11 protein-coding genes, 2 tRNA genes and 1 pseudogene are annotated in these 12,986 nt (G+C 53.9%); 5 read left to right on the forward strand and 9 right to left on the reverse strand.

What is annotated here, in order from left to right:
- Positions 1–163 precede the first annotated feature (163 nt).
- Complete coding sequence (locus tag KIH26_RS08690) at positions 164–463, forward strand: hypothetical protein (protein ID WP_213444081.1); 300 nt, start codon at positions 164–166, stop codon at positions 461–463.
- On the opposite strand, the pseudogene KIH26_RS08695 reads toward KIH26_RS08690, so the two are convergent.
- The 4 genes and pseudogenes from KIH26_RS08695 to KIH26_RS08710 form a co-directional block, all read right to left on the reverse strand.
- Positions 460–933 (reverse strand): annotated as a pseudogene (locus tag KIH26_RS08695) (GNAT family N-acetyltransferase); the annotation flags it as partial. The gene KIH26_RS08690 and the pseudogene KIH26_RS08695 sit on opposite strands and share 4 nt — an antisense overlap.
- A 13-nt stretch (positions 934–946) precedes the next feature.
- Positions 947–1,510, reverse strand: coding sequence for a chromate transporter (locus tag KIH26_RS08700; protein WP_213444083.1), 564 nt, complete (start codon positions 1,508–1,510; stop codon positions 947–949).
- Entirely contained in the window at positions 1,507–2,112 is a 606-nt protein-coding gene (locus KIH26_RS08705) for a chromate transporter (protein WP_213444084.1), read from the reverse strand. Before KIH26_RS08705 ends, KIH26_RS08700 begins: the two co-directional genes overlap by 4 nt.
- Positions 2,113–2,145: 33 nt before the next feature.
- The gene (locus KIH26_RS08710; RefSeq protein ID WP_213444085.1) at positions 2,146–2,793 is read right to left on the reverse strand and encodes a cyclic nucleotide-binding domain-containing protein; all 648 of its coding nucleotides are present in this window, start codon (positions 2,791–2,793) and stop codon (positions 2,146–2,148) included.
- 206 nt (positions 2,794–2,999) lie between these two features.
- Here KIH26_RS08710 and KIH26_RS08715 point away from each other — a divergent pair, with 206 nt between their 5' ends.
- The gene (locus tag KIH26_RS08715) at positions 3,000–5,381 is read left to right on the forward strand and encodes a YgiQ family radical SAM protein (protein WP_213444086.1); all 2,382 of its coding nucleotides are present in this window, start codon (positions 3,000–3,002) and stop codon (positions 5,379–5,381) included.
- A gap of 9 nt (positions 5,382–5,390) precedes the next feature.
- Here KIH26_RS08715 and KIH26_RS08720 read toward each other — a convergent pair whose 3' ends face one another.
- The 4 genes from KIH26_RS08720 to hrcA all read right to left on the reverse strand — a co-directional run bounded on the left by KIH26_RS08720 (position 5,391) and on the right by hrcA (position 8,467).
- A complete protein-coding gene (locus KIH26_RS08720; RefSeq protein ID WP_213444088.1) occupies positions 5,391–7,148 on the reverse strand; it encodes an NAD(P)/FAD-dependent oxidoreductase in 1,758 nt (585 codons plus the stop codon).
- Positions 7,149–7,243: 95 nt separating this feature from the next.
- Positions 7,244–7,320: transfer RNA gene (locus tag KIH26_RS08725), tRNA-Pro, on the reverse strand.
- A 27-nt stretch (positions 7,321–7,347) separates the two neighbouring features.
- A tRNA-Arg gene (locus KIH26_RS08730) sits at positions 7,348–7,424 on the reverse strand.
- A gap of 26 nt (positions 7,425–7,450) precedes the next feature.
- On the reverse strand, positions 7,451–8,467 hold the full coding sequence (gene hrcA / locus KIH26_RS08735; protein WP_213444089.1) for a heat-inducible transcriptional repressor HrcA: 1,017 nt from the start codon (positions 8,465–8,467) through the stop codon (positions 7,451–7,453).
- Between the two features lie 52 nt (positions 8,468–8,519).
- Between hrcA and KIH26_RS08740 the strand changes: the two genes are divergently transcribed.
- The 3 genes from KIH26_RS08740 to rapZ are packed head-to-tail and all read left to right on the forward strand — an operon-like array spanning position 8,520 to position 11,975.
- A complete protein-coding gene (locus KIH26_RS08740) occupies positions 8,520–9,419 on the forward strand; it encodes an NAD kinase (RefSeq protein WP_213444090.1) in 900 nt (299 codons plus the stop codon).
- A gap of 22 nt (positions 9,420–9,441) precedes the next feature.
- The gene (gene recN / locus KIH26_RS08745) at positions 9,442–11,085 is read left to right on the forward strand and encodes a DNA repair protein RecN (protein WP_213444091.1); all 1,644 of its coding nucleotides are present in this window, start codon (positions 9,442–9,444) and stop codon (positions 11,083–11,085) included.
- Positions 11,082–11,975, forward strand: coding sequence for an RNase adapter RapZ (rapZ, locus tag KIH26_RS08750; RefSeq protein WP_213444093.1), 894 nt, complete (start codon positions 11,082–11,084; stop codon positions 11,973–11,975). The genes recN and rapZ overlap by 4 nt, the downstream gene beginning before the upstream one ends.
- 1 nt (position 11,976) lies before the next feature.
- On the opposite strand, the gene KIH26_RS08755 is transcribed toward rapZ, so the two are convergent.
- Positions 11,977–12,807 carry an alpha/beta hydrolase family protein gene (locus tag KIH26_RS08755; RefSeq protein ID WP_213444094.1) on the reverse strand — a complete coding sequence of 277 codons (831 nt, stop codon included), beginning with the start codon at positions 12,805–12,807 and terminating at the stop codon, positions 11,977–11,979.
- Positions 12,808–12,986: the final 179 nt, after the last annotated feature.

Consider the following 12,986-nt stretch of genomic DNA (forward strand, 5'->3'; position numbering starts at 1 on the left):
GTGTATTTCTGTCGCCAATTGCAGGGGTAATCCCCCCAAACATCCTGACTTGACAGCATGTATTTTTCTCAACAATGACTTCGTTTACCATAAGAGCCTTATGAAAACAATTCGCCCTTGTAGCCTTTGGCTGAAATTCTATTTATCAATATTTCTAACATTTTTGCTTTCAGCCTGCACTCAGGAGCAGCAAAACAAAATCCAGCGCGATATCCAGAACTGGACGGGTACGAACGGCGTGCTGGAGATTTATGCGGGGGACAAGATTGTGCGGCGCTTTGTGAAGATTGATAAGCTCTCCACCGCCTTGGGCACGGATGACAATCGCCCTCGCCCTTATCGCTTTGGTTACGGCGTGCTCGATGAGAATCTGAATATGATTGCTGACCCCGGCGAGAAGCGTGTGTATTTCGAGATCAGCGATTACGCTTCGAATTACGTGTTTTTTGAAAATCCGCGCTAAAGCAGTACTTCCCAAGTCTCACTGATTTGGCTTTGCCCGAAGCCATGATAGGGCTCGCTTTCAACGAGCCTGAAGCCACGCTTTTCATAGATGGCGCGCGCTGCAAGCAAACAGGCGTTCGTCCACAGAACCATTTTTGAGTAGCCTTTACTTCTGGCGAAGGCGATAGCCTCATCTGTCAGGCGGCCTCCCAAGCCTGTGCCGCGTGCCTCGGGGGTGAGTATCAACATGCGCAGCTTGGCCGATTTCTCGTCTACCCGCACGACGAAGACGCTACCAACACGTTGTCCATTTTTTTCTGCGATCCAGCAGCGCTCCCACTCGGGTTGGAAATTCTTCACGAAGTCTGCGCAAATGCCTGCGACCAGTGCTTCAAACTCCCAATTCCAGCCGTATTCCTGTGCATAAATTTTTCCATGCTGCTCAATCACCCAGCCCATATCGCCAGGCTGTGGGTCGCGCAAAACAATCTCTGATGGCATTTCAAATCACTCCGATCATTCCAAGCACAGCACCAGTCCCCAAGATCAGTAGCAGGTGGATTTTGGTTTTCCAAGCCAGCAGCAAAGCACTGATGGTAAAAAGCCAGAGCGGCCAGTCTTTTGCAGCACTGTCATGCGAGCTGGCAAGCAGCCAAGCGGTGGCGAGCAAGAGTGCAATCGAGATGGGTGCGAGCGAAGCTTTGCTCGCACGCGCGACCACATGCTGCGCATTGTTTTGCAGCCAGCGAGTAGCGGCAAAGGTGAGCGTGCTGCTGGGTACCATGATGCCGATAAAGGTAGCGAGCAGGCCTGCGGCGGCATCCCAATACGAGCCGCCCATTTGCAGGCCGATTTGCCAGCCGATCAGCGGGATGAAAAGTACGTTTGGCCCAGGCGCGGCTTGGGCGATGGCGATGCAACTGGTAAATTGCATATCCGTCAGCCACCCCTCTTTCTCTACCACATAGCGCTGCATATCGGCAGCGGTGGTGATGGCGCCGCCAACGGCAAGCAGAGATAGCAAGATGAAATGCGTGAAGAGCGAGAACCAAATCTCCCAAGTCATGATGCGCTCTCTTTTGTACGATCACGCGCTCGGATGATCCATACCGCATAGGCGAATGCAGGTGCGCCTAGCCCGAGCACGACATAAACCAAAGGCCAGCGTAACAAGCCAACTGCTATGAAAGTCATAGCTATCAGCGCAATGCATATGCCGGCGCCCATCTCATTCTTCTTTAAACCTGAAATCATTTTGAGGGAGACTGCACCAATCAAACCAGCCGCTGCAGCGCCCATGCCTCGCACAGCACCGGCCACTTCTGGCAAATGAACATAATGGTTATACGCTGTGGCTAGCAGCAAAACAATCACGAGAGGTGGAAGCAAGATACCTGCAAGAGCAGCCATCGCTCCGCGCCAGCCGAAATAGCGATTACCCAAAATGATACATAGGTTCACCACATTGCCACCAGGCAAGATTTGCGAAACCGCCCAATCTTCGGTGAACTCTTTGGTGCTGAGCCAGCGGCGTTTGTCGACCATTTCACGCTGGATGATGGTGAGTACGCCGCCAAAGCCTTGTAATGCGATACTTGCAAATGTGAAAAATAGCTCTGTTTTAGAGCGAGGGCGCATTGCCTGAGTAGATTCTTGGGGTTCTGGCATATCCTGATTATCAGCGAGCCAGAAAGTCTTCCGTTAAGGCAAAGGCGATGGTCTCGTGGATCCAGCTTCGTCTTCAATATGGTTTTGCATGCTTCTGGCTACGCTGCTGAGGGCTACCATGCTTTTTTCATGATCGAGAGCCACCAATGCCAATTCCATCGCTGTAATTTCCATGAATTGCATGGCAAGCTGAGGCTCTTGTTTTTTCATTTGCTGAAATGCGATTCGAGACAAAGATGCCACAAACAACTCCGATGCGGCTTGAGCCACAAACCGGCTCGACAGACCAGAGAAAAGATGGACCAAGCCTAGCGATGAGCCCTCGCCTACGTTGAACCATTTCTTTTGAGTACGCCCCAGTGGCGAATATTCAGAAGTGCCTGAGTCAGTTTCTTGTGAGCGCATACGGATATTGGCCTCACCAGCAATGATTAGCATGAGCCGCGCCACATCATCGTCCTTCGCGCTGAAAGTGATCAAGCTTCCTGGGCGGAAATGCTCTAGACTCATGAAAGCCACAATCGTCTGAGCATCGGTTAGAGTTAACGCAGGCTTTAGCAAACGACCCTTGCGCAATATCAGCTCGCAGGCGCGCTTCGCGGATTGCCCCTCTAACGGCAAATAATCTGGATGATCAAACGCTAGATGCGATGATTGACCAAAAAATGAGCTGCTCGACATAGAAATATTTAGTTTTTGTGCAGAGGCGCTTTTTTGTTGGCGCACACGAAATTACTAGCAGTTGCATGCTGTAAGCTCATTTTAATTCGGATTTGAAAACCATACAAAATGAATGCACGATTGAGGTGCGTATTTTTAGGCTATCTGGCAAGAGCCAAATAGCAGCCCCAAAGAGTTTTCAAGCTTAAAAACTTACAATAGGGGCTATGACCGCCCGCCCAGCCATCTTTAGCGACGTATCGCTCTTCCCTCGCGATGCCAAGCCTCTGGCGAGTTACCGCAAGTATTGGGCGCATCGTTTTGGTGTGGCCAAATTTCTCCCCACTTCCAGGGAGGAAATGAACCAACTCGGCTGGGACAGCTGCGACATCATTTTGGTCACAGGCGATGCATACGTCGATCACCCCAGCTTCGGTATGGCCGTGATTGGCCGCATGCTGGAAAACCAAGGCTTTCGCGTGGGTATCATCGCGCAGCCGGAGTGGCAATCTGCCGCGCCTTTCAAAGCTTTGGGCAAACCGAACCTCTTCTTCGGCGTGACAGCAGGCAACATGGATTCCATGATCAACCGCTACACAGCTGATCGCAAAATTCGCAGTGACGATGCCTACACGCCCGGCGGCATGGGCGGCAAGCGGCCGGATCGTTCATCGCTCGTGTATTCACAGCGCTGCCAAGAGGCTTATCCAGATGTGCCCATCGTGCTCGGCGGCATTGAAGGCAGCTTGCGCCGCATTGCGCATTACGATTATTGGCAAGATAAAGTGCGCCGCTCCATCTTGCTGGATTCAAAAGCTGACATCTTGCTTTACGGCAATGCCGAGCGCGCTATCGTCGAGATTGCGCATCGCTTAGGCCGCAAAGAAAAGATTGCAGACATCACCGATGTGCGCGGCACGGCCTTTGTGCGCCGCACTTCGGTTGAAGGCTGGTTCGAGGTGGATTCCACGAGCGTGGATGAGCCTGGCCGCGTCGATCAGCATGTGAACCCCTACATGATGAGCGCGGATCTCGCTCGTGAGCAAGGCGGTTCTTGTGTTCAAGAAGAGAATTCTGGCACTATTAATTTGATAGCACCTCGCGCAGATTCTATGCCGGCGATTGGCCAAAAAGGCTCTAAAAACGGCTTAGGAAACGAGATTCAGCCTCTCAAGTTCGTGCCCAACCCCGCCGTGCAACGCAAGAACGGCATCGCACACACGCCGCGCGACAAAACCGTCGTGCGCCTGCCCAGCTACGAAGCGGTAAAAGACGATCCTGTTTTGTATGCCCACGCCAACCGCGTGCTCCACCTAGAGACCAATCCTGGCAATGCGCGAGCTTTGGTTCAACAACACGGCACAGGTACCACAGCGCAAGACGTGTGGATCACGCCGCCACCGATTCCTCTCACCACAGCCGAGATGGATTTGGTCTTCGACCTGCCCTATGCGCGCTCGCCTCACCCAAGCTACGCAGACGCCAACGGCAAACACGACGGCGAAACCAAAATCCCCGCTTGGGAAATGATCCGCTTCAGCGTCAACATCATGCGCGGCTGCTTCGGCGGCTGCACCTTCTGCTCCATCACCGAGCACGAAGGCCGCATCATCCAAAGCCGCAGCGAGGAAAGCATCCTCAAAGAAGTCGAGACGATGAAAACCATCCCCGGCTTCACCGGCGTGGTGAGCGATCTGGGTGGCCCCACGGCCAACATGTATCGCATCGGCTGCAAGAGCCCTGAGATTGAAGCCGCTTGCCGCAAACCCAGCTGCGTCTATCCCGGCATTTGCTCCAACCTCAACACCGATCACAGCGCCCTCATCCAGCTCTATCGTAAAGGCCGCGATCTCAAAGGCATCAAGAAAATCCTCATCGGCTCCGGCCTACGGTACGACCTTGCCGTGCAAAGCCCAGAATACGTGAAAGAACTCGTCACGCACCACGTCGGCGGCTATCTCAAAATCGCCCCTGAGCACACCGAAGGCGGCCCGCTCTCCAAAATGATGAAGCCCGGCATCGGCAGCTACGACAAATTCAAACAGATGTTTGAAAAGTACTCAGCAGAGGCCGGCAAAAAACAATACCTCATCCCCTACTTCATCGCCGCCCACCCCGGCACACGCGATGAAGACATGATGAATCTCGCCGTCTGGCTCAAGAAAAACGGCTTCCGCGCCGACCAAGTGCAAACCTTCTATCCATCGCCCATGGCCACTGCCACGGCCATGTACCACAGCCAGAAAAACCCTCTGCGCAAAATCAGCCGCGATTCAGAGGCCGTAGATATCGTCAAAGGCGACAAACGCCGCCGCCTCCACAAAGCCTTCCTCCGCTACCACGACGCCAACAACTGGCCCCTGCTGCGCGAGGCTTTGAAGGCGATGGGGCGTGCAGATCTCATCGGCAACGGCAAGCATCATTTGATCCCCACTTATCAGCCAGTGACCGATGGCGCGTACACAAGCGCGAGAAAGAAAAATTCGTTTGCACCCGGCCTGAAAACCAAAGGGCGCACCGGCGGCGCAGCTCCCAGCTCATCTGCGCAACCACGCAAAGGCGCATTGCTGACTCAGCACACTGGCTTGCCACCCCGCAAGACCAAATAATCTCGTGGTTTAGCTCGGCTTGCAAATATTCAAAGCCACAGCCTCGGCTACTTTCAGCCCATCAATCGCCGCGCTCATGATGCCGCCTGCATAGCCGGCTCCCTCGCCTGCGGGATACAGGCCGCGTGTGTTGATGGATTGGTAGCGCAGCGGGTGCTCGTCATGCCGCTGGCCGTCTGGTCTGCGGCCACCTTCCAGACGAGGTTCGTGGCGCTTGATGCGGATGGGGCTACTCGTACGCGTTTCTACGCCGGTGAGCATCGCATCGTGTAAATCAAAATCTGCGATCTGCTGAGCGAAAGCGGGAATGGCCTCGCGGATGGCTTCGATGGCATACATCGGCAGCGCGGGCGCTTTGGTATCACCCAAATTCATCAGATGGACGCCGGGCTTGTAGCTGGGGATCACATCGCCCAATTCTTTGCTTGCGATGTTGCGTAGAAAATCACCCACGCGCTGACTGGGGGCGTTGTAGTTTTCACCACCCAGCAGGTAAGCGCCGCTCTCGAGTGCGCGCTGGAATCGCATCCCTGCAAGAATCTGGCCACGCTGAGCTTCAGCGACTAACGGTTTGCCTTGCGCATCAAAATCGTAATCCTTGGGCTCGATCCCCACCACAATCCCCGCATTCGCATTACGTTCGTTGCGCGAATACTGGCTCATGCCATTGGTCACGACGCGCTTTTCTTCACTCGTGGCAGCAACCACAGTTCCACCAGGGCACATGCAAAAGCTATACACGCTGCGGCCATTGCTCGCGTGATGCACGAGCTTGTAATCTGCTGCGCCCAACAGCTCATTGCCCGCATTCGGCCCAAGGCGCGCGCGGTCAATCAAGCTTTGTGGATGCTCAATACGAAAGCCCACGCTGAAAGGCTTGGCCTCTGCGTACACACCACGCTCCAGCAACATCTCAAAAGTATCGCGTGCGCTATGGCCGAGTGCCAAGATCACATGCTCTGCATCGATCTGCTCAATACCGCGCTCAGGATGCTCCGTTGTGATCCCGCGAATCGAGCCGCCTTCAATTTTCAAATCCACCAGCTTCGTCGAAAACCGAAACTCGCCACCCAAACGCTCAATCTCTTCGCGCAGAAATTCAACCACCTTCACCAAGCGAAACGTCCCCACATGAGGCTTACTCACATACATGATCTCATCGGGCGCTCCGCCGCGCACCATCTCTTGCATCACCTTGCGGCCATGAAAGAGCGGATCTTTCACCTGGCTCCAGAGCTTGCCATCAGAAAATGTGCCCGCGCCACCTTCGCCGAATTGCACATTGCTTTCGACTTTGAGATCACGTTTGCGCCAAAAGCCCCATGTATCCTTCGTGCGCTCGCGCACGATGCGGCCGCGCTCCAAGATCAAAGGCTTGAAGCCCATTTGTGCGAGATTGAGCGCAGCAAACAATCCGCAAGGCCCTGTGCCAACGACGATAGGGCGAAGGAAATCGCGCTGAGGTGCATGAGCAACCTGCTTGTATTCAGTATCAGGCGTGGTGTTAACGTGCGTGGCGGTCTTCGCATTTTTCTTCGCGCGTGCGAGCACCGCCGCATTGTCTGAAGTGCGCACATCCAGCGTGTAGATGAAATGAATATCGCTTTTCTTGCGGGCATCGTAGCCCCTGCGAAAGATGTGCAGATCAAGCAGCTCTTCGTCTTTGATATTCAGCTTGTGGCAAACAGCTTTTCGCAGCGCTTCTGGCTGGTGATCCAGAGGCAGCTTGATTTCTGTGACGCGGATCGAGGCAATAGCAGTGTTCATGGTTGTGGCATGCCTTCACGGCAGCAAAACAATTCAAGGACAAAATTGAAAAAGCCTGAGTGTGTATCAACAGACTCAGGCTTGTCAAAAGATTTTGGTCGGCGTGGCGGGATTCGAACTCGCGACCCCTTGCACCCCATGCAAGTGCGCTACCAGGCTGCGCTACACGCCGATGAAAGACCAAACTCAAGTAAAAAAATGGTGCGGCTGGCAGGAATCGAACCCACGACCCCTTGGTTCGTAGCCAAGTACTCTATCCAGCTGAGCTACAGCCGCCCAAGACCAAAATTATAGCACGCGAATTACGTGATCCTTGGCATGTTGCCTTGGCTCAATGCATTTCCTACAAGTTTCGATGTGATGTCCACTATTTGAATCATGCGCTCATAGGGCATGCGCGTGGGGCCAATCACGGCGAGCTTGCCCACCACTTGCCCATCTACTGTGTAAGGCGCACTCACGACAGAGAGCTCTTCAACGGGCACCACTTGACTCTCGCCACCGATATAAATCCGCACGCCTTCCGCTTGGCTCGACACATCGAGTAAGCGGAGCAGCTGTGCCTTTTGCTCAAACAAATTGAAGGCTCGACGCAGGTGCCCGAGATCTTGCGAAAAATCGCTCACCTCAAGAAGATTCTTTTCTCCAGCAATCACCACTTCGCCATCGCCAGAGCTAAGCGCCTCCGTGCTCACCTGCACCGCAGACTGCATCAACTGAGCGATTTCGCCCTGTAGAGCTTGCATTTCATTCTTCAAACGCTCGCGCACTTGCTCCATCGCAAGCCCTGCGTAATTCGCATTCAAGAAATTGGCAGCCTCAATGAGCTGGCTTTGCGTGAAATCGCTCTCGGTGAAGATCACGCGATTTTGCACATCGCCATCGGGCGCGACGATGATCACGAGGATGCGTTTTTCCGAGAGCCGCAAGAATTCAATGTGTCGAAAAACCGAAGTCTTGCGTGGCGCAATTACCACGCCGACGAATTGAGACAGATTGGATAAAAGTTGCGCTGCATTGCTGATCACACGCTGCGGCTGATCGGCGGCCAGGCTCGGGGCAGTAAAGCCCCCCTGCTCCACAGTGAGCATCGTGTCCACAAAAAGCCGATACCCACGCGAAGTAGGAATCCGTCCAGCACTGGTGTGTGGCGAGGCAATCAGTCCCAGCTCTTCCAAATCGCTCATCACATTCCGAATGGTGGCAGCAGACAGCTCCAAACCACTGGCTTTGGATAGCGTGCGCGAGCCCACGGGCTGGCCATCGGCAATATAACGCTCAATCAGCGCTTTCAGAAGCAGCTTGGCACGGTCGTCCATAAGGTCTATTAAATGAGATACTACCGAAACATTTTAATGTTGCAATTCAAGCATGGCAGCTTCAGCGCTCAAATACAAGCATATCGCCCTGATCGGTAAATACCATGTGGCCAGCGCCAGCATGCGCGAGACGCTGCTGGATCTCTCGCATTATCTGAGCGGGCTTGGCGCAGATGTGGCGCTGGATGCTGAGAGCGCAGGTAATCTGGGCGCCAAGGATTTGACAGGCCACACCACACTCTCACTCACGCAAATCGGCCAGCAATGCGATCTAGCCTTGGTGGTGGGCGGCGATGGCACGATGCTGGGTATTGGCCGCCAACTCGCGCCCTATGGCATTCCTCTTGTGGGAATCAATCACGGGCGGCTGGGCTTTATCACTGATATTGCATTGGATGCCTACAAAACCGCTCTCGCGCCCATACTGCGCGGCGAGCATGAGCAGGAGCAACGCGCGCTCATGCAAGCGCAGGTGATGCGCGATGGCGTGAGCGTGTTTGATGCGCTGGCTTTGAACGATGTGGTGATCAACCGCGGCGCAGGTTCGGGCATGGTGGAGCTTCGTGTGGAGATTGATGGCCGCTTTGTGGCCAATCAGCGCGCCGATGGGCTGATCATCGCCTCGCCCACTGGCTCAACAGCCTATGCACTTTCTGCAGGCGGCCCCATCATGCATCCTGATTTGAAAGGCTGGGTGATGGTGCCGATTGCACCGCATACCTTATCAAATCGGCCTCTAGCCCTTTCGGATACTGCGCAAATAGCTATTGAGTTGGTAGCAGGGCGCGAAGCGAGTGCGAATTTTGATATGCAAAATCTCGCTTCTCTCTTGATCGGTGACCGCATCTTAGTCAGCCGCTCAGAGTATGCCGCCACGTTTTTGCACCCCAAGGGCTGGAGCTATTACGACACACTGCGCCGCAAGTTGCACTGGAACGAAGGGACTGTCTGATGCTAAATGAGGGCTCTGTGTAATGCTGCGCAGCATCCATCTTCGAGATTTCGTCATTGTGCGCGAGTTGCAGCTCGATCTGAATACAGGCTTTTCTGTGCTCACTGGTGAGACGGGCGCAGGTAAATCTATCCTTGTCGACGCGCTACAGCTTGCTTTAGGCTCACGCGCGGAAACAGGCGTGGTGCGAGAGGGTGCAACTCGCGCCGAGATTTCAGCTGAATTTGATGTGCCGCAGAGCTTACAAGCTTGGCTGCAAGATGCTGGTTTCGAGAGCGAAGGTAGCCTACTTTTACGCCGAAGCATGGATGCGCAAGGCAAGAGCAGAGCTTGGATCAATGGTAGCGCCGCCACGCTCACGCAATTGCGCGAAGCAGCAGAGCACTTGGTGGACATTCATGGCCAGCATGCTTGGGCACAGCTCACCAAATCCTCTGAAGTACGCCGCTTGCTCGATGCTTATGGTCAGGTCAATACCGCTGCTGTGCGCCAAGCTCATGCTGCTTGGCGTGAAGCAGCCAAAGCCTTGGAAGATGCCCAAGCGCGCCAAGCCACCCTGGAGAGCGAGCGCGAGCGCCTCACTTGGCAATTGGGCGAGCTGGCGAAGCTCTCTCCCCAGCCTGATGAATGGGAAGCGCTCAATGCTGAGCACAGCTTGCAATCTCATGCGCAGGATTTGCTTGCTGCTGCGCATGCTGCCACCGAGCTTTTGAGTGGCGACGATGGCGCAAGCCAGCGCATCTCACAAGCTTTGGAGTTGCTACAAAAAAATGAGCATCTTGCGCAGGAATTTAGCCGGCTAGGCACTGATTTGGCTTCAAATTTAGCCCAAATAGATGACGTTGCGCATAGCTTGCAAGCCTTCACGCGTCGCACCGCGCCCGATCCCGCGCGCCTGGCCGAGCTCGATGAGCGGGTGAGCCAATGGCTGCAACTCGCTCGCCGTCATCGCCGCCCACCCGAGGAGCTGCCTGCCCTGCTCTCGCAATGGCAAGCTGATCTCAAGAATTTGGAAGCTGCGAGCGATTTAGCCTCGCTGCAGTCCCGAGCTGACAAAGCACATGCGGATTTGCTCAACGAATGCAAAACTGTGAGCAAACAGCGCAAAAAAGCGGCCCCCCTGCTCTCCCAAGCCATCTCCTCCGCGATGCAGGGCCTCGGTATGCAAGGCGGTCGCTTTGAAGTTCAGCTCACAACGGGTGAGCCCACTGCGGATGGCGCTGAGGTGGTGGATTTCTTGGTCGCGGGTCACGCTGGCAGCACGCCTCGCCCTGTGGGCAAAGTAGCCTCGGGCGGCGAACTCTCGCGTATTGCATTGGCCATTGCTGTGACCACCAGTGAGCTAGGCAATGCAGGCACCTTGATTTTTGACGAGGTGGATTCCGGAATCGGCGGTGCAGTGGCAGAGACCGTTGGCCGCCTCATGAAGCAGCTGGGCAAAGATCGCCAAGTGCTCGCCGTCACACATCTTCCGCAAGTCGCCGCATGCGCTGATCAGCATTTGCTCGTTGCCAAGCAACTTGTGAGCAAACTGACCGAAAGCTCGGTCAAGCCAATCACAGGCGAGCAGCGCGTCACAGAAGTTGCGCGCATGCTCGGCGGCGAAAAGCTATCGAGCACCACACTCGCACATGCCAAAGAAATGCTGCAAGGAGCAGCGCAGTGAAGGCCGATGCGCTGCAAATCATACTGATCACCGGCATGTCTGGCTCGGGTAAGTCAGTTGCTCTCAGAGCATTGGAAGATGCAGGCTATTACTGCGTTGATAATCTGCCGCCTGAGCTACTGTCCTCATTTATTGAAGTGGAGCGGCAGCACAATGTTAGCCGCATTGCGATTGCCATGGATGTGCGCAGCGCCACTTCTTTGCCCATCGTGCCCAAGCAACTCAAGGCGCTGCGCGATCAAGGCATCTCGGTCAAAACTGTGTTCCTTGATGCGAATACGGAGACGCTCGTACACCGCTTTTCCGAGACTCGGCGCAAGCACCCGCTTTCCTCCAATCAAGTTGACGATCAGCGCCGTGCCTTGACCGATGCGATTGAAATGGAGCGTGATCTGCTCGCCGAACTGCGCGAAGATTCGCATGTGATCGATTCGAGCCTGATCCGCAGCACGCAATTGCAGGGCTATATCAAACAGCTGATCACTGCACCAGCCACGCAGCTCACACTGGTATTTGAATCCTTCGGCTTCAAGCGCGGCATTCCGCTGGATGCTGATTACGTGTTTGATGTGCGCATGTTGCCCAATCCGCATTACGAGCCGCTGCTTCGCCCACTCACCGGGCGTGATGCACCTGTCGCCGATTTCCTCAAGGTGCAGCCTGATGTGATCGCCATGCGCAGCCATATCCAGGTGTTTCTAGAGCATTGGCTGCCCAGCCTCACGCAAGATCATCGCAGCTATGTGACGGTAGCCATCGGCTGCACGGGTGGCCAGCATCGCTCCGTTTTTCTTGCGGAAGAGCTGGCAACGCATTTCGCCAAAACCCATACGACACTGCGTCGCCATCGCGAGATGGATGCTGGCTTGTTTGCGGCTAACAAACTTTAATTCAGCCCTTAGGCTTTCTTGTCAAAAACAGCTCATTGATCTGCTCCAAAGAGCGTCCATTGAAGCACCAGCTTGCTGCTAGATTGGCGCTACGCGTTAGAACGTGGCGATCGCTACCAACCGCTTCGCCTTTAATAACAGTATGGTCAATTGCATTTTTAGCCAAGTAATTACTTAAAATAATCTGTGCTTCCCAAAATACGTTGCTATCGTTCTCATCACCCAAAATGATGACACGTAATTTTTCATGCGGCCTCACACTCATCTTGTCATGAGTAGGCTCATATGAATCGATACGACCGGTCGTATCCTTACTCAAACCCAATCGGGTGTATCTGATTTTTGGCGACGAAGGTGCGGAAGCCGGTACAGCACAATAAATATCAGATCTAAAGTTAAGCAACGATGCGGTAAGAAACCCCCCGCCGCTTAATCCTGCAATAACAAATTCTCTGATGTCATAGCGTTGCTTGAGTTGATCAATTGCTGCATTCACAAGCCCTACCTCGTCTAGAGTACGTCTCACAGCATGATTTCCTGAAGAACCATGTGTCCCTGGACGACCCAAAAAAATATAGGGCGCTTTATAAGCCTGTGAGCGTTGATTGACCAATTCATTCAATACTTCAGTCGATAGTTTTTGGTAACTCAAGTTGGTGTTTCGTATATCGCCTTCCAAATACACGATCACTCGATCATTCACTTCTTTTAAACCACTGTGCCAGTACTTCAGGCAGCCTGCATTTTTCCCCGTATCACTTGGGTCTGTCCAAACAGCATCAGTCTTTCCTTTGATGCAATCAGCCTTGGTGGCTTTTACACCAGACAGCACTGAACTATATGAAAAATCATCTTCTCCAGTGAATTTGTTCTCGAAGAAAGCATGCGCGCTAGTCGCTTAGAAAGTACATACCAACAGCGTAGCCCGTAAACCCGCATTGAAAACAGAGACGGGGTTAAGATTATGTAGCTTCATTTGCATTATTAAAAGAAATTCTATTACCTAGATTC

This window comes from Variovorax sp. PCZ-1 (assembly GCF_018413605.1).
Taxonomy (GTDB): Bacteria; Pseudomonadota; Gammaproteobacteria; order Burkholderiales; family Burkholderiaceae_C; genus JANMDU01.